The sequence below is a fragment of the Agrobacterium sp. D14 genome (assembly GCF_001526505.1).
Classification (GTDB): domain Bacteria; phylum Pseudomonadota; class Alphaproteobacteria; order Rhizobiales; family Rhizobiaceae; genus Agrobacterium; species Agrobacterium leguminum.
This window is the reverse complement of record NZ_ASXX01000013.1, coordinates 136,835-160,553: the sequence shown is the minus strand read 5'-3', so window position 1 is coordinate 160,553 and position 23,719 is coordinate 136,835. Positions and strand designations below refer to the sequence as shown.

At 61.1% G+C, this 23,719-nt stretch carries 25 protein-coding genes; 11 read left to right on the top strand and 14 right to left on the bottom strand.

The window, feature by feature from the left end; genetic code table 11:
* Positions 1–58: 58 nt before the first annotated feature.
* The gene (locus L901_RS11675) at positions 59–967 is read right to left on the bottom strand and encodes an AraC family transcriptional regulator (protein WP_020811163.1); all 909 of its coding nucleotides are present in this window, start codon (positions 965–967) and stop codon (positions 59–61) included.
* 189 nt (positions 968–1,156) lie between these two features.
* On the opposite strand from L901_RS11675, the gene L901_RS11670 reads away from it, so the two are divergent.
* Complete coding sequence (locus L901_RS11670) at positions 1,157–2,203, top strand: NAD(P)-dependent alcohol dehydrogenase (protein ID WP_059756753.1); 1,047 nt, start codon at positions 1,157–1,159, stop codon at positions 2,201–2,203.
* A 226-nt stretch (positions 2,204–2,429) separates the two neighbouring features.
* Here the strand turns inward: L901_RS11670 and L901_RS11665 are convergent, their stop codons facing one another.
* Entirely contained in the window at positions 2,430–3,695 is a 1,266-nt protein-coding gene (locus L901_RS11665) for an NAD(P)/FAD-dependent oxidoreductase (protein ID WP_059756751.1), read from the bottom strand.
* 73 nt (positions 3,696–3,768) lie between these two features.
* Positions 3,769–4,524, bottom strand: coding sequence for a pyridoxine 5'-phosphate synthase (locus L901_RS11660; protein WP_059756769.1), 756 nt, complete (start codon positions 4,522–4,524; stop codon positions 3,769–3,771).
* 236 nt (positions 4,525–4,760) lie between these two features.
* Here L901_RS11660 and L901_RS11655 point away from each other — a divergent pair, with 236 nt between their 5' ends.
* Positions 4,761–5,459: a MerR family transcriptional regulator gene (locus tag L901_RS11655; protein ID WP_020811167.1), complete on the top strand. Its 699-nt coding sequence runs from the start codon at positions 4,761–4,763 to the stop codon at positions 5,457–5,459.
* Positions 5,460–5,465: 6 nt separating this feature from the next.
* On the opposite strand, the gene L901_RS11650 is transcribed toward L901_RS11655, so the two are convergent.
* Positions 5,466–6,593 carry an ATP-dependent RecD-like DNA helicase gene (locus tag L901_RS11650; RefSeq protein WP_059756749.1) on the bottom strand — a complete coding sequence of 376 codons (1,128 nt, stop codon included), beginning with the start codon at positions 6,591–6,593 and terminating at the stop codon, positions 5,466–5,468.
* Between the two features lie 124 nt (positions 6,594–6,717).
* On the opposite strand from L901_RS11650, the gene L901_RS11645 reads away from it, so the two are divergent.
* Both L901_RS11645 and L901_RS11640 read left to right on the top strand, forming a co-directional pair.
* Positions 6,718–8,004 carry an SDR family oxidoreductase gene (locus L901_RS11645; RefSeq protein WP_059756766.1) on the top strand — a complete coding sequence of 429 codons (1,287 nt, stop codon included), beginning with the start codon at positions 6,718–6,720 and terminating at the stop codon, positions 8,002–8,004.
* The gene (locus L901_RS11640; protein ID WP_059756746.1) at positions 8,004–8,486 is read left to right on the top strand and encodes a DUF2269 domain-containing protein; all 483 of its coding nucleotides are present in this window, start codon (positions 8,004–8,006) and stop codon (positions 8,484–8,486) included. Before L901_RS11645 ends, L901_RS11640 begins: the two co-directional genes overlap by 1 nt.
* Before the next feature lie 6 nt (positions 8,487–8,492).
* Here L901_RS11640 and L901_RS11635 read toward each other — a convergent pair whose 3' ends face one another.
* Both L901_RS11635 and L901_RS11630 read right to left on the bottom strand, forming a co-directional pair.
* Positions 8,493–8,975 carry an SRPBCC family protein gene (locus tag L901_RS11635; RefSeq protein WP_059756743.1) on the bottom strand — a complete coding sequence of 161 codons (483 nt, stop codon included), beginning with the start codon at positions 8,973–8,975 and terminating at the stop codon, positions 8,493–8,495.
* Positions 8,972–9,331: a helix-turn-helix transcriptional regulator gene (locus L901_RS11630; protein WP_059756764.1), complete on the bottom strand. Its 360-nt coding sequence runs from the start codon at positions 9,329–9,331 to the stop codon at positions 8,972–8,974. Before L901_RS11630 ends, L901_RS11635 begins: the two co-directional genes overlap by 4 nt.
* 141 nt (positions 9,332–9,472) lie before the next feature.
* Between L901_RS11630 and L901_RS11625 the strand changes: the two genes are divergently transcribed.
* From L901_RS11625 to L901_RS11615, 3 genes are read left to right on the top strand one after another with little or no spacing between them, the layout of a single operon-like run.
* Positions 9,473–9,853, top strand: a complete 381-nt coding sequence (locus L901_RS11625) for a hypothetical protein (protein ID WP_078051963.1) — start codon at positions 9,473–9,475, stop codon at positions 9,851–9,853.
* Positions 9,837–10,394 carry an RNA polymerase sigma factor gene (locus tag L901_RS11620; protein WP_059756740.1) on the top strand — a complete coding sequence of 186 codons (558 nt, stop codon included), beginning with the start codon at positions 9,837–9,839 and terminating at the stop codon, positions 10,392–10,394. Before L901_RS11625 ends, L901_RS11620 begins: the two co-directional genes overlap by 17 nt.
* Complete coding sequence (locus L901_RS11615) at positions 10,391–11,179, top strand: anti-sigma factor (RefSeq protein WP_059756737.1); 789 nt, start codon at positions 10,391–10,393, stop codon at positions 11,177–11,179. Before L901_RS11620 ends, L901_RS11615 begins: the two co-directional genes overlap by 4 nt.
* 6 nt (positions 11,180–11,185) lie before the next feature.
* Here the strand turns inward: L901_RS11615 and L901_RS11610 are convergent, their stop codons facing one another.
* Positions 11,186–11,779, bottom strand: a complete 594-nt coding sequence (locus tag L901_RS11610; RefSeq protein ID WP_059756735.1) for a LysE family translocator — start codon at positions 11,777–11,779, stop codon at positions 11,186–11,188.
* 164 nt (positions 11,780–11,943) lie between these two features.
* Here L901_RS11610 and L901_RS11605 point away from each other — a divergent pair, with 164 nt between their 5' ends.
* Complete coding sequence (locus tag L901_RS11605) at positions 11,944–12,789, top strand: aldo/keto reductase (protein WP_059756733.1); 846 nt, start codon at positions 11,944–11,946, stop codon at positions 12,787–12,789.
* A gap of 173 nt (positions 12,790–12,962) precedes the next feature.
* Here L901_RS11605 and L901_RS11600 read toward each other — a convergent pair whose 3' ends face one another.
* The 4 genes from L901_RS11600 to L901_RS11585 form a co-directional block, all read right to left on the bottom strand.
* Positions 12,963–13,493, bottom strand: coding sequence for an SRPBCC family protein (locus L901_RS11600; protein ID WP_059756730.1), 531 nt, complete (start codon positions 13,491–13,493; stop codon positions 12,963–12,965).
* A complete protein-coding gene (locus L901_RS11595) occupies positions 13,486–13,854 on the bottom strand; it encodes a helix-turn-helix transcriptional regulator (protein WP_059756762.1) in 369 nt (122 codons plus the stop codon). The genes L901_RS11600 and L901_RS11595 overlap by 8 nt, the downstream gene beginning before the upstream one ends.
* Before the next feature lie 131 nt (positions 13,855–13,985).
* Entirely contained in the window at positions 13,986–14,558 is a 573-nt protein-coding gene (ilvN, locus tag L901_RS11590; protein ID WP_003522378.1) for an acetolactate synthase small subunit, read from the bottom strand.
* Positions 14,559–14,577: 19 nt separating this feature from the next.
* On the bottom strand, positions 14,578–16,371 hold the full coding sequence (locus L901_RS11585) for an acetolactate synthase 3 large subunit (RefSeq protein WP_035239227.1): 1,794 nt from the start codon (positions 16,369–16,371) through the stop codon (positions 14,578–14,580).
* A gap of 382 nt (positions 16,372–16,753) precedes the next feature.
* On the opposite strand from L901_RS11585, the gene L901_RS11580 reads away from it, so the two are divergent.
* Positions 16,754–18,763, top strand: coding sequence for an ATP-binding protein (locus L901_RS11580; RefSeq protein WP_082710597.1), 2,010 nt, complete (start codon positions 16,754–16,756; stop codon positions 18,761–18,763).
* 9 nt (positions 18,764–18,772) lie between these two features.
* Here L901_RS11580 and miaA read toward each other — a convergent pair whose 3' ends face one another.
* Positions 18,773–19,669: a tRNA (adenosine(37)-N6)-dimethylallyltransferase MiaA gene (gene miaA / locus L901_RS11575; RefSeq protein ID WP_059756726.1), complete on the bottom strand. Its 897-nt coding sequence runs from the start codon at positions 19,667–19,669 to the stop codon at positions 18,773–18,775.
* On the opposite strand from miaA, the gene serB reads away from it, so the two are divergent.
* Together serB and L901_RS11565 are read left to right on the top strand one after the other, a co-directional pair.
* Entirely contained in the window at positions 19,668–20,558 is an 891-nt protein-coding gene (gene serB, locus L901_RS11570; RefSeq protein ID WP_059756724.1) for a phosphoserine phosphatase SerB, read from the top strand. The genes miaA and serB overlap by 2 nt on opposite strands.
* Complete coding sequence (locus L901_RS11565; RefSeq protein ID WP_059756722.1) at positions 20,555–21,118, top strand: GNAT family N-acetyltransferase; 564 nt, start codon at positions 20,555–20,557, stop codon at positions 21,116–21,118. Before serB ends, L901_RS11565 begins: the two co-directional genes overlap by 4 nt.
* A gap of 25 nt (positions 21,119–21,143) precedes the next feature.
* Here L901_RS11565 and L901_RS11560 read toward each other — a convergent pair whose 3' ends face one another.
* Both L901_RS11560 and L901_RS11555 read right to left on the bottom strand, forming a co-directional pair.
* Positions 21,144–21,893, bottom strand: a complete 750-nt coding sequence (locus tag L901_RS11560) for an SDR family oxidoreductase (RefSeq protein WP_059756719.1) — start codon at positions 21,891–21,893, stop codon at positions 21,144–21,146.
* A gap of 90 nt (positions 21,894–21,983) precedes the next feature.
* The gene (locus L901_RS11555; RefSeq protein WP_059756718.1) at positions 21,984–23,528 is read right to left on the bottom strand and encodes a Do family serine endopeptidase; all 1,545 of its coding nucleotides are present in this window, start codon (positions 23,526–23,528) and stop codon (positions 21,984–21,986) included.
* Between the last annotated feature and the right edge of the window lie 191 nt (positions 23,529–23,719).

Genomic DNA, 23,719 nt, shown 5'->3' with positions numbered 1-23,719 from the left:
GGGGGGGGGGTAAGCTCCACCCGCCATCGATCCACTAACCGACGCACAACCTTCCCAACTACCCAGCCGCGCTGATCTCCCGCGATGCATCAATATCCCGCGACGGCGATAATCCGTAGAAACGGCTATATTCGCGGCTGAACTGCGACGGGCTCTGATAACCGACGCGATGGCCGGCGGTGCCCGCATCCAGCCGCTCCAGCAGCATCAGCCGCCGCGCCTCATGCAGGCGTAGTTGCTTCTGATACTGAACCGGCGTCATGGCCGTGATCGTCTTGAAGTGATGGTGGAAGGACGAGACGCTCATGCCGATATGATCGGCGAGATCCTCGATACGCAGCTGGCGTGCGAAATTCTCGCGCAGCCAGGCGATGGCGCGGGCGATGCGGTTTCCGTGGCTGCCGGCCGCGATGATGTTCATCAGCTGTCCGCCCGCCGGTCCGGTCAGAATGCGATAGAGGATTTCCTGTTCGATCAGCGGCGCCATGGCCGCGATGTCCGCCGGACGGTCGAGCAGGCGCAACAGGCGGATAGCCGCATCGAGAAGTTCCGGCGTGGCCGTATTGACGACGATGCCGCGCTGGGCGTTCGCCGGCTCCGCAGGCGGATCGATGGGCACACGCCGCATGAGATCGAGCAGCTTTTCGCTGTCGATGGCAAGAGCGATGCAGAAATGCGGCACCTCCCTGCTCGCCTCCACCACCCGCCATGCAACCGGCAGATCAAGCGAGGTCAGGAGATAATCCCCCGCGCCATAATTGATGGTGTCCGTTCCCAATTGAACGCTTTTCGAGCCCTGGATCACCAGCGCGAGACAGGGGCGATAGCTGCCGTGGCATGGGGCGCTCGGCGTCGTGCGCCGGCTGATGCCGAGGGAGTCGATTGCCGTCTGTACCTCGCCGTCCTGGGTGGCATGCCGCGCGGCGATGGAGGCGATCTCCTGATAGACATTGAACGGCAAGGACATAGGGGAAATCCCTTAACTGAAGGAAGAGATGCTTTGGATGCCTTTTATCTAGAAAGCCGCGCGGCCCGCGCAAAGAGTGCGCCACCATATTTTTGCAGGATCGTGCAAAAAGCTCGGAGGATCGCTCTAACGCCGCCTCACGCTTCCATCGCATATTCCGTCGTCCCCAACTCCCGAAAGGATATTCAGATGGCTATTGCTAGAGGTTACGCTGCGACCGATGCGTCGAAGCCGCTTACCCCGTTCACCTTCGAACGCCGCGAGCCGAACGATGACGACGTCGTCATCGACATCAAATATGCCGGCATCTGCCACTCGGACATCCACACCGTCCGCAACGAATGGAAGAACGCCGTCTACCCGATCGTTCCCGGCCATGAAATCGCCGGCGTCGTGAAAGCCGTCGGTTCCAAGGTTACGAAGTTCAAGGTCGGTGACCATGTCGGCGTCGGCTGCTTCGTCGATTCCTGCGTCGGCTGCGCCACCCGCGATCTCGACAACGAGCATTACATGCCCGGCCTCGTCCAGACCTATAACGACGTCGATCCCTTCACGAAGACCGCGACCCATGGCGGTTACTCCGACTCGATCGTCGTCAAGGAAGGTTATGTGCTGTCGATCCCGGACAACCTGCCGCTCGACGCTTCCGCACCGCTTCTCTGCGCCGGCATCACGCTTTATTCGCCGCTGCGCCGCTGGAATGCCGGTCCCGGCCAGAAGGTCGCGATCGTCGGCATGGGCGGCCTCGGCCATATGGGCGTCAAGCTCGGCGCGGCCATGGGCGCGGATATCACCGTTCTTTCCCAGACCCTGTCGAAGAAGGAAGACGGCCTGAAACTCGGCGCGAAGGACTATTACGCCACCAGCGACGCCTCGACCTTCGAGAAGCTGGCCGGCACCTTCGACCTGATCATCTGCACGGCCGGCGTCGCCATCGACTGGAACGCCTATCTCGGCCTGCTGAAACCCAAGGGCAGCATGGTCGTCGTCGGCGCGCCGGAACATGCAATCCCGGTGCACGCCTTCTCGCTCATCATCGGCGCGAAAAGCCTGTCCGGCTCGATGATCGGTTCGATCAAGGAAACCCAGGACATGCTGGATTTTTGCGGCGAGCACAACATCGTCTCGGAAATCGAGACGATCAACATCCAGGACGTCAACGAAGCCTATGAGCGTGTGCTGAAAAGCGATGTGCGGTATCGCTTCGTCATCGATATGGCGTCGCTCGACGCTTGAGCGTTGGATAGGGCACACACGCCACATCCCCACTCCGTCACCCCGGACTAGATCCGGGGTCCAGCGCGATCAAGTCTTTGATCGAAAAAGACTCTTTTCACGGCGCAGACGCGCCGTGGCTGGATGCCGGATCTAGTCCGGCATGACGGAGGAGAGGTTGGGCGCGCCTACAGAAGCACGGGGGGCGGGAAGCGCAGGCTTCCCGCCCTTTGCCTTACCCCTGCCCTCAGGCCTCGTCCTTCAGCGTCTCTTTCTGGGTAATCAGCCGCGCGCTGTGCTGGCCGCTCAGGTAAATCCACAGCCAGCTCCACGCCACCGCCAATCGCGACCGCGTTCCGATCAGGAAGTAGATGTGGGCAAGCCCCCATATCCACCACGCCAGCACGCCCTTGAGCTTGAACCTGCCGAAATCGATTACCGCCGCACGTTTGCCGATGGTCGCCAGATTGCCCTGATGGCTGTAGCGGAACGGCGGCGGTGACGGCTGGCCGGCCAGCCGCGCCTTGATGACTTTCGCGACATAGGCGCCCTGCTGCTTTGCCGCGGGTGCGATGCCCGGCACCGGCTTGCCGTTTTCCTGATTGACGGCGGCCGTATCGCCGATGACGAAGATATTCGGATCGTCTTCCAGATGAAGATGCGGCCCGACAACGGCACGTCCCGCCCGGTCGGCGGCGGCGTTGAGCCATTTTGCGGCGGGCGATGCCTGTACGCCGGCAGCCCAGACCACGGTGCGGCAGGGATAATAGGTCTCGCCCACCGTCACGCCTTCATCGCTGCACGCCGTCACCGGCGTGCCGAGCAGAACCTCGACACCAAGTTTTTCAAGCGCTTCCTTTGCATAGGCCGAAAGATCTTCCGTGAAGACCGGCAGAACGCGAGGGCCAGCCTCGACGAGCAATACCCGGGTCTTTCTGGTATCCACATTACGGAATTCCGCCGGCAGCACCTTATGGGCCAGTTCGGCGATCATGCCCGCCATTTCCACGCCCGTCGGGCCTGCGCCGATGATGACGAAGGTCAGCAGCGCCTGCCGTTCTTCTTCGCTGGTGGCGAGTTCGGCCCGTTCGAAAGCCAGAAGCAGGCGGCGGCGGATTGTCGTCGCATCTTCGAGCGTCTTGAGACCGGGAGCGGAACGCTCCCACTCGTCGCGGCCGAAATAGGCGTGGCGGGCGCCGGTTGCCAGCACCAGCGTATCGAAGCCGATAACCTGACCCGAACTTAAATGCACGGTCCGCGCAGCACGGTCCACGCCGGTCACCTCCGCAAGCAGGGTCGTGACCTCCTTGCGGTCGCGATAGAGATGGCGGATCGGCCAGGCGATTTCGGATGTCGCCAGAGCCGTCGTCGCAACCTGATAAAGCAATGGCTGGAACAGGTGGTGATTGCGACGATCTATCAATGTAATGCGGACAGGGGCCCCCTCCAGCCCGTGTACCAGTTGCAAACCGCCGAAGCCTCCACCCACGACGACAACATGATGTTCTTGCATATGTCTTCTGCCTTCAAAAGCTCGCGCACGGAGCATGCGCCGGCAAACTATAGGCAAAAAAAATTGACTTTGGTTATGAAATAGCCTGACCGCAGGCGTGACAAAAACGCCGGACTGTTTCAGCCATGCCATATTCCAGCGCATCCGCCGTCAGCCCATGGCCGATGGAAACCTCAGCCAGATAAGGGATACGTTTCATCAGCTTGGGCAGGTTTGCGACGGTGAGGTCATGGCCGGCATTGACGGCAAGCCCGAGCGCTCTGGCATGATCCGCCGTCTGCCCGAGCTTTTCGAGAAGCGCCTCACCCTTTTGCGGATCGTCAAAACAGCCGCCATAGGGGCCGGTGTAAAGTTCGATACGCGCCGCACCCGTCTCGGCGGCCAGTTCCACCGGCTCGCGCTCCCCATCGCCATCGGCAAAAAGCGAGACGCGCATGCCGCCAGCCTTCAGGCGCCCCACCACGTCTTTCAGGAAAACGCCGTGCTTGCGGAAATCCCAGCCGTGGTCGGAGGTTGCCTGCGAGGGATCGTCGGGCACCAGCGTCACCTGCTCCGGTTGGGTCTTTTCGCAAAGAACGAGGAAATCCTCGGTCGGATAACCTTCGATGTTGAATTCCGCGCCGGGAAAACTGTCGTCGATCAGGGCTCGCAGCACCGGCAGATCGGAAAAGCGGATATGGCGCTGATCCGGCCGCGGGTGTACAGTCAGCCCGCTTGCCCCCGCCGCCAGTGCAATATGCCCGAAATGCGCGACATCCGGCCATGGAAGATCGCGGCGGTTGCGTAACATGGCAATTGCGTTCAGATTGACAGAAAGTTTTGCGGGCATGGCATCGGGGCTCCGGTTCGGAATTGACATCCTGTTTCACGCAGGTTGAGGCCAATCGCAAGAAGGCCGGCGAATTTTTTATTATTGCGGGAACGAAAACAGGCAATACACGTTACGGTTCTGATGTAGCGTTTGGCATGAGGTCTTGATCGGAAAACATGCCCGTCTTGGGGGAACAAGCAACGGGCACCTTTAAAAAGGCAGGCACACTGTCAAAGAGCGCGAAGGGGGAGACAATGCAGGATGGCCGGATGCCGTTCGAAAGTCACGGCGACGAGGACAAACCCAATCTAAGGATCAGCAGCTTTCTACCGGATATAAGCCTGCCCTCCTCCCTGCCCGCGGAACCCGTGCCCATCGCCGACATGGCCAATATCTTCGGGGTGACCCACCGGACGCTGCATTTTTACGAGGAAAAGGCGCTGCTGACCTCGAAGCGCATCGGCCAGATGCGGGTCTATACCCACCGCAATGTCCAGCGCATGGCCGTCATCAACGTCTGCCGCGAAGTGGGCATTTCCGTCGCCGCCATTACCGAGATCATGGAAAAATTCGTCCGTTCGCTCTCGCAAAGCGAGGCGGACGACATATTCCACGCCGCGCTGCGGCAGCGGAAGCGGGAATTGACGGCCGAGCTTTCCACCCTTCAGCGCCAGGCCCAGCAGATCGAGGAACTGCTGGTCGCCGACACCGATGCGGACGGCATGGATGGCGCGGAACGGACCCCGGCAAAGGATATCGCCCTCACCGACACCGAACGAAAATGTCTGGAGCTGATGGCGGAGGGTTACGCCCCGGTGAGACTCGCCCGCGCCCTTGGTCTTTCGGGCAGCGATCTCAATGTTCTCGAGGCGAAGATCATCGGCAAGTTCAATGCCAGCAACCGCTTTCAGGCGGTCGCCAAGGCGGTTCTGCTCGGCGTCATCCGTGCATAGTCACGATCAACGAACGATTGTCAGTGTCTCCGCCGCACGGGTAATGGCGGTGTAAAGCCACCTCTCGCGCGAGTCCCGGAAAGCATAGCTCTCGTCGAAGAGAACCACGTTGTTCCACTGCGAACCCTGCGCCTTGTGCACGGTCAGCGCATAGCCGAAATCGAATTCGTCATACCGCTTGCGCGTAGACCACGGAATTTCCGTCTCCACATCCTCGAAGGCCGCCTTCAGCAATTTGATCTTGGCAGCACCACGATCCATATCGTCGTCTTCAGGCCGGATCATCAGGTTGATGCCGGGCTTCACCGTCTCGCGCGATGAACTCATCACCTGCCAGAGCGAACCGTTGAGCAGCCCCTTGGCCGGATCGTTCCGGAGGCAGACCAGCTTGTCGCCGGATTGCGGGTAGTCGGCGGTAAAACCCTTCAGCTCGCGAAGCCGCTGATTGTAGCGGCGGCGGGTGCGGTTGGTGCCGACCAGCACCTGATCGGCATCGAGAACCAGCGACTGCGTCACCTCGGATTTGGAAATCACCTGCGCGGTCCCGTAATCGCCGCGCATGATCTCCCGGCCTTCCCGCACATCCATGGCGAGATGGATGATGGGATTGTCCTTGGCCTGTCGATGGATTTCCGACAGCAGATAATCGGGCTCCTGTTCGGTGAAAAAGCCGCCGCCCGAAACCGGCGGCAGCTGGCCGGGATCGCCGAGCACGAGAATCGGCGTGCCGAAGCTCATCAGGTCCTTGCCGAGTTGCTCGTCCACCATCGAACACTCATCGATGATGATAAGCGCCGCCTTGGCGAGCGGGCTCTGGCGGTTGATGGAGAACATCGGCGCAATCGAAGTCTTGCCGGTTTCCTCGTCTTCCACGGTTTCTTCGCCGCGCGGGCGATAGATCAGCGAATGGATGGTGCGGGCATTGGTCGCCCCGCGCGAGCGCAGCACCTGCGCCGCCTTGCCGGTGAAGGCCGCAAACAGCACCTCGCCATCGACATTTTCCGCGAAATGCTTGGCAAGCGTCGTCTTGCCCGTTCCGGCATAACCGAACAGCCGGAAAACCGGCGTCCGGCCTTCCTTCAGCCAGCGGGAAACAGCCTTCAGCGCTTCGTCCTGTTGAGGTGAAAATAACATGCGCCCTCATCGCAGGATTCGAGCGTCATGCGCAACAGAAAAAGAACGAAAGATGAATCGCCGCGTGAGAATGCGGCAATAAAACACGGCTGGTTTTTAAGCCGTGGTCGTTATCATCCCTCGTATGAAGATATTGATTCTCGGCGCAACAGGTTTCATCGGTTCGGAGGTTCTCAAAAGCCTTCACCTCCGCGGGCATGCTGTGACGGGGGTGGCGCGGTCGGTGACCCGCGCCCGCGACAAATGGCCTTTCGCCAAGTGGGTCTCAGCCGATCTTTCCAGGATGAAGCACGCGACAGACTGGTCATCGCTCGTCCATGACCATGACGCCATAGTCAATTGCGCGGGCGCGCTGCAGGACGGCCTGTCGGATGACCTTGCCGCGACGCAGGAAAAGGCGATGCTGGCGCTTTATGAAGCAGCGGCGCAGGCGGGCGGCAGACGGATAATCCAGATATCGGCCCGCACGGCGGGGGCCGCATCCGGCCTGCCCTTCCTCGCCACCAAACGCCGCGCCGATGAGGCGCTCGCCGCAAGCGGTCTGCCTTACGTCATTCTGCGCCCCGCACTGGTGGTTGGGCGAAACGCGCACGGCGGCACGGCACTTGTGCGTGCGCTTGCAGGCTTTCCCTTCGTGGTGCCGCTCGTCAATGGAGGAATCGCCGTCCGGACGGTCGCGGTGGAGGATGTGGCAACCGTGGTATGCGCGGCGATCGACGGCGAAATCCCGCCGGGCAGCGATCTCGAACTCGTCGCGAAGGAAACGCTGACTTTGCAGGACGTGGTCGCCAGACACCGGCAATGGCTGGGCCTGCCCCGTGCTCCGATCATAAATCTTCCCGCCGCCTTCATGCGCCCCGTCGGCCTTGTGGCGGATGCCGCAGGCAAACTCGGCTGGCGGTCGCCGCTGCGTTCGACCGCCATGACGGTCATGTCGGAAGGCATCGTGACGGAGAATGAAGCAGGACCGACGATGGCGTCACTCAAGCCCCTGGAACAGACGCTGGCCGCCCACCCTTCCGGCGTGCAGGACCTGTGGTTTGCCAGATTATATATGCTGAAACCCATGATCGTTCTCTGCCTGTCTTTATTCTGGCTGCTGTCCGGCCTCATACCCCTGCTGAATATCACTGGAGCAGCGGCGCATTTCCTGCCCTTCATGCCGCAGACGTCGGCCATCGCCCTCACACTCGCCACCTGCCTCATCGATATAGCCCTCGGCATCGCCGTTCTGCTGCGGCCGCTCGCCAGAAAGGCGCTTGTCGCCATGCTGCTGGTCAGCGCCGCTTATCTAGCCGGCGGCAGCCTGCTGGAACCGACCCTTTGGCTCGATCCGCTCGGTCCTCTGGTCAAGGTTCTGCCTTCCGTCGCCCTGACGCTCGTTGCCCTCGCCACCTTGGATGAACGCTGATGGCACTTGAGGAACTTCTGCGGCTTGCCCATGTCATCGGCGCGACGGTGCTGTTCGGCACCGGCGCGGGCATTGCCTTTTTCATGGTGATGGCACGGCGGACGGCAAGCCCGGCGCTGATCGCCCATGTCTCAGGCACCGTCGTCATCGCCGACACGGTCTTTACCGCCACCGCCGCGATCATCCAGCCGGTCACTGGATATTCTCTCGCGCGCATCATCGGCTGGCCGCTGACCGAAGGCTGGATCGCGCTTTCGCTCGCCCTTTATGTCTTCACCGGCATTTTCTGGCTGCCGGTGGTGTGGATACAGATCAGGCTGCGCGATATCGCCCGCGACTGCGCCGCCACCGGACAGGCCCTGCCGGCGCAATGGTTCCGGCTTTACCGCATCTGGTTCGCCTGCGGTTTTCCCGCCTTTTTCGCGGTTCTCGGCATCATCTGGCTCATGCTCAACAAGCCGGATATTCCCCTGTTCGGCTGATGCGGCTCAATTGACCGCCTGTCGCTCGACAAGCTGCGCCAGCTGCTCCGCAACCGTGTTCCATCCGTCGAAGAAACCCATCTCCGCGTGCCTGTCGCGATCCTCAAGATTGTTGTGCATGGCATAGGCCACATATTCCATGCCGTCGGGATGATCGCGAAATGTCATCACGGCGGTGAGGAACGGCTGGGCGGAGGGGCGAAAACCCGCCGTCAGCGCATCGGTGAAAACCAGACGCTGCTCATGATCCACCGCCAGAAAACATCCTTTGACATGCGGACCGAAGGCCGTGCCGTCCTCGCTATAGCGCGTTTCGAAGGCGCCGCCGGGATGAAGCTCCATGCGGTCGACCCGGCATTGGCCGGGATGCGGCACCCACCATTGTTCGAGGCTGGCCTTGTCCGTCCAGGCATTCCAGACGAGCCGGCGCGGCGCCCTGATGACGCGTGAAATCTTCAGGTCGAGATCGGGATTGAAAGTCTCGGTCATTGGTCATTCTCCCCTTTACTGGACATCCTGTCCTGTTGCGCCATGACGAATTGTTCGAGCCGGTCGGTGCGGCCTTCCCAGATGGCGCGTTGTTGCGACAACCAGCCATCGAGCATGGAGAACCTCTGTTTCTCCAGCGAGCAGAACCGGACGCGCCCCTGCTTGCGCGTCACGATCAGCCCCGCCTCTTCCAGCTGGCGGATATGTTTCATGAAGGATGGCAGGGCCATGTCGAAGGGCTCGGCCAGCGTTCCGATACTCGCCTCCCCGCCGCCCAGCTTCAGGATCACCGCCCTGCGGGTCGGATCGGCAAGAGACTGGAAGATATCGTCGAGCGCGTCTGAATAGTTTTCCATAAGGCTAACTATCATATCGAAATAGTTAGCTCAATGGATAAGTTTAAAAATCGCGAAAATTCGTTGCCGCAGGGAATAATCCGTCGGGTTGCGGTGTCTCTTGATGTGCTGGCGGCAGAGGCCGCCCGAACCAAGGAGGATATGTCCATGAAGATCCGCTTTATCGTTCCCGCCCTCGTTCTGGCTTTTGCCGGAACGGCCTATGCCGCCCCTATGGTCGAAACCGTCAAGACCGCCAAGGGCGATGTGCTGGCGGGCGAAAAAGGCATGACGCTCTACACTTTCAAGAACGACAAGAAGGGCGTATCCAATTGTTATGACAAATGCGCGGTGAACTGGCCGCCGTTTTTCGCAGCCGCCAGCGACAAGGCCGAGGGCGCTTATTCCCTCGTGAAGCGCAAGGACGGCAAGATGCAATGGGCGAAGGATGGCATGCCGCTTTATTACTGGGTCAAGGACACGAAAAAAGGCGACGCCACCGGCGACGGTATGAACGGTGTATGGGATGCCGCAAAACCCTGATGGCATGAAGGACGAAAAGCGGGGGAACCATTCCCCCGCAGCCGGCAGTTTCGAAACCGAAATGCTGGCGCTGATGCCCATGCTGCGCCGTTATTCCCGCAGCCTTTCCCGTTCAGATGCCGATGGCGAAGACCTCTTGCAGGACTGCGTGGAAAAGGCGCTGGCCAATAAAAGGCAATGGCGCGGAACGGGTTTGAAATCATGGGCTTACACGATAATGACGAATCTTTATCGTAACCGCCATCGCGCCGAGAAACGCCACCCGTCCGAGAGCCTGGACGGCCATGAGAGCATCGCCGGCGCGGATACGCTCTCCGACACGCTGGAGAACGACCGGCTGCACGGCGCACTCGCCCTTCTTTCGCCTGATATGCGCGCCGTGCTGATGCTGGTGACGGTGGAAGGCTACAGCTACCAGGAGGCGGCAGAGACATTGTCGATCCCGCTCGGCACCGTCATGTCCAGACTGTCCCGCGCCCGCGAAACCCTTCGCCAGCATCTGGCGGCGGATAATATCATTCCCCTGCGGAGACCAAGATGAAACGGCTAGAGGCCATAACCGAAGACGATCTGCACGCCTATGTCGACGGACTTCTTTCCGACGATGACCGCGCGGCTGTCGAGGCCTGGCTGGCGGAAAGGCCGGAAGAGCAGGCCCGTGTGGAGGAATGGAGAAAACAGGCCGATATTCTGCGCAATGCCTTCGCCTCCTATGCCGCCGCGCATCCGCATGATGCATCGATGCTCAGCCCGCAAAAGAGGGACCGCTCATGGCGGGCAAAACCGGTTCTCCTGCAAACAGCGGCGGCCCTTTTGATCTTCGTGGCGGGTGCTGCGGCGGGCAGGCTTCTGCCGCCTTCTTTTTCCACACCGCAGGACGTGACGCTGGCGTCGCTGACGACGGATATTCCGGCGCAGGCGAAATCCGCCTATCTCATCTATGCGAGCGAGGTGCGGCATCCCGTCGAAGTCGGCGCGGGAGAACAGCAGCATCTCGCCACATGGCTCGGCAAGCGGCTCGGTTACCCCTTCACCATCCCCGATCTCTCGAAGATCGGATACGACCTCGTCGGCGGGCGTCTTATCCCCGTCAGCGGCAAACCGGGCGCGATGCTGATGTATCAGGACAAGACCGGCCGTCGGGTGACGGTGCTGATCGGCCACAACGAGGAAAACCGCACCACCAGCTTCCGCATGGCCAGCGCCGACGGCATCGAGACCTTCTACTGGATCGACAATGAACTGGGTTACGCCGTGTCCGCCGAGCTGACGCGCGACGAGGTGCAGGCAATCGCCGAGGAATGCTACCGGCAGTTCCCGACGTGAAGATCGTTATTTCAACATCGGCCAGAGGCTGATGACGAGAAGCACGGCCATGGTGATATTGAACCATTTGAGCCGGACCGGCACCGCGAGCCATTCCCGCAAGGCAGAGCCGAAACCCGCCCAGGTGGAAACGCTGGGAAGATTGACCGCGGCGAAGGCCACGCCGACGAGAAGGATGGTAAGGAAATATTGCCGCTCATCCGTATAGGTCGCCATTGCCGTCACCGCCATCACCCACGCCTTGGGATTGACCCACTGAAAGGCGGCCGCGGCAAGGAAACTCATCGGCTCCGATGCGGCCGAACCCTCGCTCAGACTGCGGGAGGTGCCGATCTTCCACGCAATCCAGACGAGATAGAGCCCGCCTGCGAATTTCAGCCCGGTGTAAAGCACGGGCACCGAATGCAACAACGCGCCGAGACCGAAGCCGACCCCGATCAGCAGCGACAGGAACCCCGCCCCGATGCCCAGCATATGCGGGATGGTGCGGCGGAATCCGAAATTCACGCCGGAGGCAAAAAGCATCATATTGTTCGGGCCGGGCGTGATGGATGTGGTGAAGGCAAACAGCACCAGCGCGACAAGAGTTTCGACAGTCATGATTTCTCCTTGAGCCGAAATCCTATCCGCCGGACCAACATCAGGCCACCCCGCCGGATCGATGGCCGAGGTCAATTTTTTTGATGGATCGATCCTCTCCATGCCGGCTTTGAGAAGTCGGAACAAAGTTCTATTGTCCGATCACCAACCGCTGGAGCGAACCCATGTATGACGATATTCCTTCCGTCACCCTGCCCTCCGGAAAAGAGGTTCCGGCCCTTGGCCTCGGCACCTGGAACATGGGGGAGACGAGATCATCCGCGCCGCAGGAGGTCGAAAGCATCCGCAAGGCGATCGATCTCGGCATGACGCTGATCGACACGGCGGAAATGTATGCGGACGGCAGATCGGAAGAGGTGGTCGGCGCGGCCATCGCCGGTCGTCGAGAGGACGTGTTTCTGGTCAGCAAGGTCTATCCCTGGAACGCCAGCGAAAGAGGCACGGCGGAGGCCTGCGAACGCAGCCTTGCAAGGCTCGGCACCGACCATATCGACCTCTATCTGCTGCACTGGCGCGGCGAGCATCCGCTTGCAGAAACTGTGGCGGCTTTCGAAAGGCTGAAGAGCGACGGCAAGATCGGCGACTGGGGCGTCTCCAATTTCGACACCGACGACATGGAGGAGCTTTTCGCGGTTGCCGGCGGCAAGAACTGCGCGGCCAATCAGGTGCTCTATAATCTGTCCCGACGTGGGCCGGAGTTTTCGCTGCTGCCCTGGTGCCAGGAGCGCGGCGTGCCGCTGATGGCCTATTCCCCCATCGAACAGGGCCGCATCTTGAAGAACCACGAACTCATCCGCATCGCCAAGGCCTATCAGGCGACACCGGCGCAACTGGCGCTCGCCTTTCTTCTGGAAAGGGACGGCGTCATCGCCATCCCGAAATCCGCCAGCGTTTCCCGCGTCGAGGAAAATCGAGGCGCAACCGATCTTGAAATAACCGAGGAAGACTGGGCGGCGCTGGATGCCGTCTTCCCGCCGCCAACGCGCAAGACCTCGCTGGAAATGCTGTGAGGTAACAGAGGGTTACGAAACACTTCGGAATCGATCGCTCAAGCGGTTGAATCGGAATATGAACGCCACGCCGAAAAGCAGGCCCGTTGTTCGGGGATGCGACATCAGGCATGGACCGCAAGAAACGGCGCGACAAGCCGCGCCGTCAGATCATGAGAACGCACCGCGCTTCATTACGGTATGCGGTGCTCATATTCCTCTTTCAGCCCCAGCCAGGTATCCCAGAAGGGTTCCGGCTCCTCTTCCTGAAGCCGGGCAGCGAGAATATCGAGGTGCACGTGCCAGCCGGCGCTGACATTGAGCTTGGTCGTGCGATCCGCAAGCCGGCGATGAACCAGCGTCAGAAGCACGTCCTTGCCCAGAGCCTGAAGCTCAATGGACACCTCCGCGCCCTCGCCCCAACTGAAGACAAGGCGGTGCGGCGGAACGACGGTGATGATGCGGGACGCCATCCTGTGCTCTTCGGAAAAGCCTTCCGGGCGACGGCCCGGCGGATCGGAAAGCTCATCGTTACGCCAGACGAGTTCGAACGGCGCATCGGGCGCAAGCCGCATTTCGCCGGAAGCCAGCCAGCGACGGCGAAGCTCGCTTTGTGTCAGATAGGCCCATACCCGCTCGATCGGCCCCGGCAGCAGCCGTTCGATCTTCAGGGTCGTCGGTTCGACAAGACGGCCATAGGCGTCAGGCATTGCGATATCAGCCATTGTCATTTCCTCCATCTGCAGGGATTTTTCCCTGATCATCCTCCCTGAGCATCTGCTCAAGAATATCGAGGCGGCTGCCCCAGAACTGTCGGTAGAAATCGAGCCATTCATGCGCCTCTGCCAAGGGTTCCGGCGCAAGGCGGCAGACATGGATGCGACCCCTCACCTCGCGGCGGATAAGCCCCGCATTTTCCAGCGCCTTGATATGTTTCGAGGCGGCAGCGAGCGATATGTCGAACGGCCGGGCCAACTGGCTCACCGTTCGCTCACCACGGGAAAGGTCACGTAGCATCGTGCGTCGCGTGGCGTCGCCAAGGGCATGAAAAACGGTATCGAGATGTGAAGCGGATAATTCAACCATGTTGTTGAATATAGACTGCCGCCCCGGAAAGTCAACCATATGGTTGAATATCTGCCGATCCGGGCGAAGCCATAAAAAAACCCGCGGCGAACCGCGGGCTTATATTCCAACATATGCTCCGGATATGGAGGTTACATCCCCTGCGGGCCGCGATTCATCGCCGCGATACCGGTGCGGCAAATCTCGATCAGGCCGAGTGGCTTGATGATCGCCACGAACTGGTCGATCTTCGACGACTTGCCGGTGATCTCGAAGATGAAATGCTCCACGGTCGCATCCACCACCTTGGCCTGAAACGCATCGGCAAGGCGCAGCGTCTCTGCACGGTCCTCGCCGGAACCGGCGACCTTAATGAGCGCCACTTCGCGCTCGATAGGCCGCTCCTGCCCGAGTTCGCGGGCGCGAACGGTGAGATCGAGAACCCGGTGCACCGGCACGATGCGCTCAAGCTGCGCCTTGATCTGCTCCAGCACGATGGGTGTGCCGCGCGTGACGATGGTGATGCGCGACAGATGCGCCTCATGTTCCGTTTCCGAAACCGTCAGGCTTTCGATGTTGTAGCCGCGGCCGGAAAACAGGCCGATGACCCGGGCGAGAACGCCCGGCTCGTTGCTGACGAGAACCGACAGCGTGTGATTTTCGACGGCGGCCGTTTCCTTCTGGATGAAATAGGCCGAGCCGGTGGGTTGTAGGTGTGCGTTCATGTCCTTTTCCTCTCCCGGCTCAGACTAGCTGACGGCCCTTGGCGTCAATGGCGTTGGCAACCGCTTCATCCGTCGCCTCATCCGGCAACAGCATCTCGTTATGGGCTTTACCAGACGGGATCATCGGGAAGCAATTGGCGAGATTGGCGACGCGGCAATCGAAAATGACCGGCTTCTTGACCGCGATCATTTCTGCAATCTTGTCGTCCAGTTCCTTCGGATCGTCGCAATACATGCCGACCGCGCCATAGGCTTCCGCCAGCTTGACGAAATCGGGCATAGCTTCCGTATAGGAGTTGGACAGGCGGTTGCCATGCAGCAGCTGCTGCCATTGGCGCACCATGCCCATATACTGGTTGTTGAGGATGAAGATTTTCACCGGCAGACCGTACTGGATGGCGCAGGACATTTCCTGAATGCACATCTGGATCGAGGCGTCACCGGCAATGTCGATGACCAGCGCGTCCGGATGCGCGACCTGAACGCCGATGGCCGCCGGCAGGCCGTAGCCCATGGTGCCGAGACCGCCCGAGGTCATCCAGTGGTTCGGCTCCTCGAAGCCGAAGAACTGCGCCGCCCACATCTGATGCTGGCCGACTTCAGTGGTAATGTAGGTGTCGCGGCCCTTCGAAGCCTCATAAAGCCGCTGCAAGGCATATTGCGGCATGATGACATCGTTGGAGTTCTTGTAGGCGAAGGAATTGCGGGCGCGCCAGCGCTCGATCTGCGCCCACCAGTCAGCCGTCTGCGCCTTCTCAACCTTCTTCGGCAGAGCGCGCCACAGGCGAACCATATCTTCCAGAACATGGCTGACATCGCCGATGATCGGCACGTCGACGCGAACCGTCTTGTTGATCGAGGACGGGTCGATATCGATATGGATCTTCTTGGAATTCGGCGAGAACGCATTGATGCGGCCGGTAATTCGGTCGTCGAAACGCGCGCCGACGCAGACCAGAACGTCGCAATCATGCATCGTCATATTGGCTTCGTAGGAACCGTGCATGCCCAGCATGCCGAGCCAGTTCTTGCCGGAAGCCGGATAGGCGCCTAGACCCATCAGCGTCGAGGTGATCGGGAAGCCGGTCAGTTCGACCAGTTCGCGCAGCAGCCGGGTTGCCTCCGGGCCGGAATTGATGACGCCGCCGCCGGTATAGAAAACCGGCTTCTTCGCCTTCGACATCAGGTCGATGGCGGCATGAATGGCGTTCAGATCGCCCTGAACCTTCGGCTTGTAGCTCTCATGCTGGGTGGCGGCGGAGGGCGGCGTGTAGGTGCCGGTGGCGAACTGGATGTCCTTCGGAATATCGACGACGACAGGACCGGGACGACCCGTCTGCGCGATCCGGAAGGCTTCATGGATGATGCCCGCCAGCTCGTTGACGTCCTTGACCAGCCAGTTGTGCTTGGTGCAGGGGCGCGTGATACCGACGGTATCGCATTCCTGGAACGCGTCGGAACCGATGAGCGTGGTGGGAACCTGACCGGACAGGCAGACGAGCGGAATGGAATCCATCAGCGCATCCTGCAGCGGGGTGACCGCATTGGTCGCGCCGGGGCCGGAGGTGACGAGCATGACGCCGACCTTGCCGGTGGAGCGGGCATAACCTTCGGCGGCATGGCCAGCGCCCTGCTCGTGGCGCACGAGGATATGCTGGATGTCTTCCTGCTGGAAAATCTCGTCATAGATCGGAAGCACGGCACCGCCAGGATAACCGAAGATGTGCTCGACGCCATTGTCCTTCAGCGCCTGCAGAACGATCTCCGCACCTGTCATGCGATTGCTGTTTTCCGTATTGTCCTTATCCGTCATTGCCTGTTTCCATCCCGCTTTGGCTTTGGATATCGAGGAGCCCGAGGGCCTGTTTGAAGACATAAAAAAAGGCCCCTAGAGGAGCCTCGTTCAGCGCATGGGTGCTTTCGCCGGATGGTTACACCATCCTGCCCATGCGCCGTCCCACCACGATAAGTACGTTAAGATTTTTCATGGGCCGGAGTGTTAGCCACAAAAGCGCCAGCCGTCAACGCATATTGCGGGAAAAAATCGCCGCCGCCTTCTTTTATTACCCGAAAGGCTGCTTCGGCGAAATTTTCGAACGCAGCCGATACACATGTTGTTAAGCATAATCTTTTAATATCGAGAACGCAGATACTGCCCGAACCACCGCGATCATCCGCATGTACCGGGAAAAAATGTGAGTAACGACACGTTTCATAATGCGTCCCGCATGGACGAAAACGAACGGCGATCCGGCCAGCAGCCGGCGAACCGCATGCTGGGCCGCGTCATCGCCTGTAACGGTGCGCATGCCACCATCGCCGCCGAAACGGAACCCGGCACCACCGATGTCTCGCAGCTCTGGTCCGTCGGACGCCTGATCTCCATCGAAATGGGTACGAGCCGTGTCGCAGCGCTGGTCTTTTCCATGCGAACCGGCGAGGACTACTGGGCGGCGGACAGGCCGAACAGGCTGCTGATCGAGGTTGAACTGGTGGGCGAAGTCTATCGCACCGAGGACGGCAGCGAGCGCTTTTCCACCGGCATTTCCCGTTACCCCTATCTCGGTGCGGTGGCGCATCGCATCCGCACCAGCGATCTTGCCAAGATTTACGACAGCGGCAAGCGCGACGCCTGCACGATCGGCAGGCTGACGCAGGACGACACGATCAACGCCACCATCAGCATTCCCCAGATGCTCGCCAAACATTTCGCCGTCGTCGGCTCGACGGGTGTAGGCAAGACCACCGCCGTCTCGCTGCTTCTGAACAAGGCGATCGAGACCGACCCGAAGCTGCGTGTCCTCATTCTCGATCCGCATAATGAATTCGCGGCCGCCTTTCCCGATCATTCGGTCGTCATCGACACCGATACGCTGGATCTCCCCTTCTGGCTGATGCGCCTTGAGGAATTTGCGGAAGTGATTTTCCGCGGCCGCAAACCCGTACCTGAAGAAATGGATGTCCTTCGCGACCTCGTTCCGGAAGCGAAAAAGGCATTTCGCGGCACCGAGGGTTCCGCCGTGCGCCGCACCTCCGACAAGAGCGCGATCACGCCGGATACGCCGGTGCCCTATCGCATGGCCGATCTTCTCGCCCTCATCGACGAACGTATCGGCCGGCTGGAAGGGCGTGGCGAAAAACCCGCGCTGCGCTCGCTGAAAGGCCGCATCCTCTCGGCCATCAACGACACGCGCTACAATTTCATGTTCTCCAGCAATACGATCAGCGACACCATTCTGGAGACGGTGGCGCATATTTTCCGCATTCCCGGGGAAGGCAAGCCGATTTCGGTGTTCCAGCTCTCCGGCATCCCCTCCGAAGTGGTGAATTCGGTGGTCTCCGTCCTCTGCCGCATGTCCTTCGAACTGGCGGTGCTGGCGCGCGGCTCGCTGCATATGCTTGTCGTCTGCGAGGAAGCGCACCGTTATGTGCCTGCCGACCCCGAGCGCGGCTTTTTCCCCACCCGGCAATCCATTGCCCAGATCGCCAAGGAAGGCCGCAAATACGGCATTTCGCTCGGCGTCATCAGCCAGCGGCCAAGCGAGCTGGACCAGACCATCCTGTCGCAATGCTCGACCGTTTTCGCCATGCGGCTGTCGAACGAGATCGACCAGAAGATCATTCTCTCCGCCGTACCGAACGCATCGACCTCGACCACCAGCTTTCTGTCTTCCATCGGCAATGGCGAGGCCATCGCCTTCGGCGAGGCCGTCAATGTGCCGATGCGCATGCGTTTCGACCGCGTGGCCACGGCCAAATTGCCGAAGGCGAGCGGCACCATCAGCCATACGAACCATGAAACCCCGGACACGGTCGATCTGAACAACATCGTCACCCGCATGCGCGCCACGGCCAAGCCTGTTATCACCGGCTTCCAGCAAAGCGTCGAAGCAGCCTTTTCCGATCTGCCGGAGCCGGCAGCCGCACAACGGGAGACGGACGACATCGACCGCTGGAAGCGGGAACTGGGAACGGCCGCACCGGAGGGATACGAGCCCTACCGCCCGGACATGCTGCCCGGCCGCACGCTCTCCGCATCGCCAAATCCGGCGGCACCCGATGCCGCCTCCGGCGCCGTCAACGAGTTGCGCAAGGCGAGTTTCCAGATGCAGGCGCAGAATGGCCCGCCACCCGGCGATGCACGTCCCTCGCTCCGCGAAAGCCTGCTGAAGAAGCCGCTCGGCAGTCTCTACCGGAAAGATTGATGGGCGCTCTCACGGCTGGATACGTGTCCAGTCGTCCCCCATCTGGTTGCGGAACCAGGTCATCTGCCGTTTGGCATATTGACGGGTCGCGGCCGCCGATTTTTCGATCACCTCCGCCTCGCCGATCCGCCCGGCCAGCATATCGGCAATCTGGGCAACGCCGATCGCCTTCATTGCGGTGGCATCGGATGCGAGGTTGAGCGCGAGAAGCGCCTGCACCTCCTCCACCGCACCGCTATCCATCATCATCTCGAAACGCCGGTTGATGCGGTCATGCAGCACCGGCCTTTCCGGCAGGACGACGAATTTTTGCGCCCGGTCGGGATCGACGATCACCGGGCCGCTGGCGCGCTGAAAATCCCGGATCGACTTTCCGGTCGCCTTGAGCACCTCCAGCGCCCGGACGATACGCTGGCCGTCTCCCGGCTGCAGCATATCCGCCATGGCCGGATCGTGCCGTGTGAGTTCGGCATGGAGCGCAGCCGCTCCCTCCCCGATCAGCCGGGCACGCAGCCCATCGCGGATGTCATCGGGAATGGCGGGCATGTCGGAAAGCCCACCCGTCAGCGCCTTGAAATAAAGCCCCGTACCGCCGACGATGACGGGCAAACGCCCCTGCCCGCGCAAATCCGCAAGCAGGGCGGAAATCTCCCGCAGCCATTCGCCCGTTGAATAGAGGCTGCTCGCCGGCACATGGCCGTAGAGAAGATGCGGTACGCCCTCCATCTCGTCGTCGGACGGTCGCGCGGTCAGCACCCGCAGCGTGTCGTAAACCTGCATGCTGTCGGCATTGATGACGACGCCGTCCCGCTCCCGCGCCAGACGAAGCGCAAGCGCGGACTTGCCGCTTGCCGTCGGGCCGGTTATCAGGATCGCATCAAAATTCTCATCAAGGTTTTTCATCATGGCTCTCGTTGCCACGCTTATCGCCAATCCGTCAAATCCTGTTCTGACACCGGCCCTCGGCGAGGCGGCCGCAAAGGCCGTCAACGCATCGGGCCTTTATTGGCTGGCCGATGGCATTGCCTGCGATATCGCCCTGCCCTCCGGCACCGCAACCGAACAGGCGCGGAGCGCCATTGCAGCCACGCTTGCCGGCCAGCCAGTCGATATCGTCATCCAGGAACAGGATCAGCGCCGCAAGAAACTGCTGATCGCCGATATGGATTCGACCATGATCGGCCAGGAATGCATTGACGAGCTGGCCGCCGAAGTCGGGCTGAAGGAAAAAGTTTCCGCTATTACCGCCCGCGCCATGAATGGCGAGATCGCCTTCGAACCCGCACTGCGGGAACGTGTGGCGCTGCTGAAGGGCCTGCCTGTCTCGGTTATCGACGATGTCATCGAAAAGCGCATCACGCTTACCCCCGGCGGCAGGGAGCTGATCGCCACCATGAAGGCCAAGGGCTATTACACCGCCCTCGTTTCCGGCGGCTTCACCGTCTTCACCGGCCGTGTCGCCGCCATGCTGGGTTTCGATGAGGACCGCGCCAATCTGCTCGGCGAAGCCAATGGCGAGCTTGACGGCACCGTTGCCGAACCGATCCTCGGCAAACAGGCCAAGGTGGATGCGCTGAACGATATTGCCGCAAGGCTCGGCATCTCGCCGGAAGAGGCAATGGCGGTCGGCGATGGCGCCAACGATCTGGGCATGCTGCATCTGGCCGGCGCAGGCGTTGCCCTGCACGCCAAGCCGGCCGTGGCCGCCGAGGCGCAGATGCGCATCGACCATGGCGACCTGACCGCGCTTCTCTACATCCAGGGCTACCGCAAGACGGATTTTGTCACTCCATGATCATCCGAGAGACGCCACGACTCATTCTACGCGAGTGGAAGGAGAGCGACCGTGACCTGTTCCGCGAAATCAACGCCGACGAAAAGGTCATGGAGTTTTTCCCCTTCCGCCGCAGCCATGCGGAAGCGGACGCCGTGCTGGAAACCATCAACGGCATGATCCGCGGCAGCGGCTATGGCTTTTATGCGATGGAACTGCGCGAAACCGGCGAGGTCATGGGCTTCTGCGGCATCTCCCCCGTCATGAACCTCGATCCGCCCTTCCCGGTCGGCACCATGGAGATCGGCTGGCGGCTCGCCACCCGCTTCTGGGGGCACGGCTATGTCACGGAAGCGGCGCAGTCGCTGCTCGTCATGGCCTTCGATGAAAAGGAAACGCCGGAAATCGTCTCCTTCGCCGTCCACAACAACCACCGTTCGACGGCAGTGATGGAGCGCATCGGCCTGAAGCGCGATCCTTCCCGCGACTTCGACCATCCGCGCGTGCCGGAAGACACGCATCCGCATCTGCGGCCGCACGTCACCTATGCGCTGACGCTGGAGGAGTGGCGGGCGCGATAAGGCACCTGCCCGCCAGTTCCCAAGGTCATTTCACCGCGGCATTGCCGCCATCGGCGAACAGAGCGGCACCGGCGACGAAGCTCGCCATGGGGCTCGCGAGGAAAAGCGCTGCCCGCGCAATTTCCGGCGGCTCAGCGATACGTTTCATCGCGTGCAGGCCGGCGGCCCATTCCTTCTGCGCGTCGTCTCCCGCGGCAGGTGTATCGACCCCGCCGGGCAGCAGCGCATTGGCGCGAATGCCTTTGACCGCATAGTCGGCGGTGATGCCTTTCACCAGCCCCATCAACCCCGCCTTGGCCGCGCCATAAGCCGCCATGCCCGGTATGCCGGCGCTGGTGCCGACGAAGCTCGAGGTGAAGACGATGGAACCGCCACCCCGCATCAACATCGGCGGAATCTGGTAGCGCGCGCCCAGAAAGGCGGAAGTGAGATTGACGTTGAGCGCATGATCCCATTCCGCAGGCAAAATCTCCGCCAGCGGTTTCATGGCCCCCACCGCTCCGGCATTGTTGACGGCGATGTCGAGGCCACCGAAGACGCTTATGGCCTCATCCGCCAACCGCGAATGGGTTTCGGCAACACCGGCATCGCCGGCAACCGTGTGAACGCGGCCGCCGGCCTCACGAATATCTGCGGCAACCTCATGCAGGGCCTTTTCGCCGCGCGCATTGATGACAACGGCCGCACCTTCGGCGGCAAACAGCATCGCCGTCGCCCGGCCGATGCCGGATGACGCGCCGGTGATGATGACAACCTTGTTTTCGAGTAATTTCATATCCTTGGCCTCCGTTCGATGGAGACCAAGAATTAGAGAGCGGCCGGGATCACAACCACCCGATTCCTGCCTGACCGGGCGGAAAGCGCCTTATTCCAGCGGCAGCGCCACGACGCGCAGATTGCCCTGCGCATCGGCCACCATCATATGCGCATTCTTGCGGCCTTCGGATTTCAGGCCGTTGACGCGCACCAGCACGTCGCCCGGAACTTCCATGAAGTCCTGCCCGACCTCGACGATGATATCGCCGGCCTTCATGCCCTTCTGCTCGGCGGGCGAGCCGGGATCGACGCTCGCCACCAGCACGCCTTCGACGCTTTCGGCAATGCCCTTTTCGGTGCGCAACTCGTTGCTCAGCACCACGAGGTTCATACCGAGCACGCTCTGCGGCGCCTCGCGCACTTCCGGCGTCTGGTCCTGCGCCTGATCGTCGGCGCCGCCATCATCTTCCGGTGCAACCACACCGCTATCGCCGTCTTCGCTCTGCTGATCTTCGGCCGAGGCCTTTTCGTCGGTCGTATCCTGCAATTGCCCGAGCTTGACCTTGACGGTCTCCTCCTTGCCGTCACGCAGGATCACCACATCGACCTCCTTGCCGACCGGGCTTTCCGCCACGATCCGCAAGAGGTCGCGCATTTCATGAATATCCTTGCCGTCGAATTTCAGCACGACATCGCCGGCCTGGATCGGACCGTTCTCCACCGGTCCGCCCTTGGCGACGCCGGAGATCAGCGCACCCTTGGCGCTGTCCATGCCGAGGCTTGCCGCCACATCGTCGGTGACGGGCTGGACACGAACGCCGAGCCAGCCGCGACGCGTCTCGCCGAACTCGATGAGCTGCTGGACGATATTCTGGGCAAGCTCCGTCGGCACGGCAAAACCGATGCCGATCGAACCACCGCTCGGGGAAATGATCGCCGTATTGATGCCGATAACCTCACCCTTCATATTGAAGAGCGGACCGCCGGAATTGCCCTTGTTGATGGCCGCATCCGTCTGGATGAAATTGTCATAGGGACCGGCATTGATGTTACGCCCGCGCGCGGAAATGACGCCCACCGTCAGCGAGCCGCCAAGCCCGAAGGGGTTGCCGATGGCCATCACCCAGTCGCCGATGCGCATGCTGCGCGAATCGCCGAACTTGACGGCCTTCAGCGGCGTTTTCGGCTCCACCTTCAACACCGAAAGGTCGGTCTTGGTATCGGTGCCGACCAGCGTTGCCTTGAGCTTCGATCCGTTCGGGAAAATCACCTCGATGGCGTCAGCGCCCTCGATGACGTGGTTGTTGGTGACAACGTAGCCGGCCGGATCGATGACGAAACCCGAGCCCAGAGAACTCACCTTTTCGCCACCCTCGGGCTTCTGGCTGTCGAAATAATCCTTGAAGAATTCCTGGAAGGGCGAGCCCTCCGGCAGACGCGGCGGAACCGGGCCCTTGCCCTCGGTCTTGACGTTCTGCGACGTGGAAATATTCACCACCGCATCGAGAAGCGGCTCGGCAAGATCGGCCACCGATTCCGGCCCATGGCTCTGCGCTCTCGCAGCAACCGGTGCCGTCAGGCTACCTGCCACAAGCGCGATGCCCGCGACTGCGGCGATGCTGCTGCGAAAAGGCGAAAGAAGGGTCACGGCCATAAGCGTCCTCGCGTTTCAAATAGTCTTGCCCTGCATATATCGGCAAAGCATAAGGCGGAATGATGAAGTGTAAAAATACCTTTTCGTGAACAGGCGGGGGACGCCTTGCCCTTAGCCACAGCATTGGCACGAAAACGGACCAAAAAGAAAGGGCCGGTAAAACCGGCCCCTCCAAAATCATTTTATCCGCT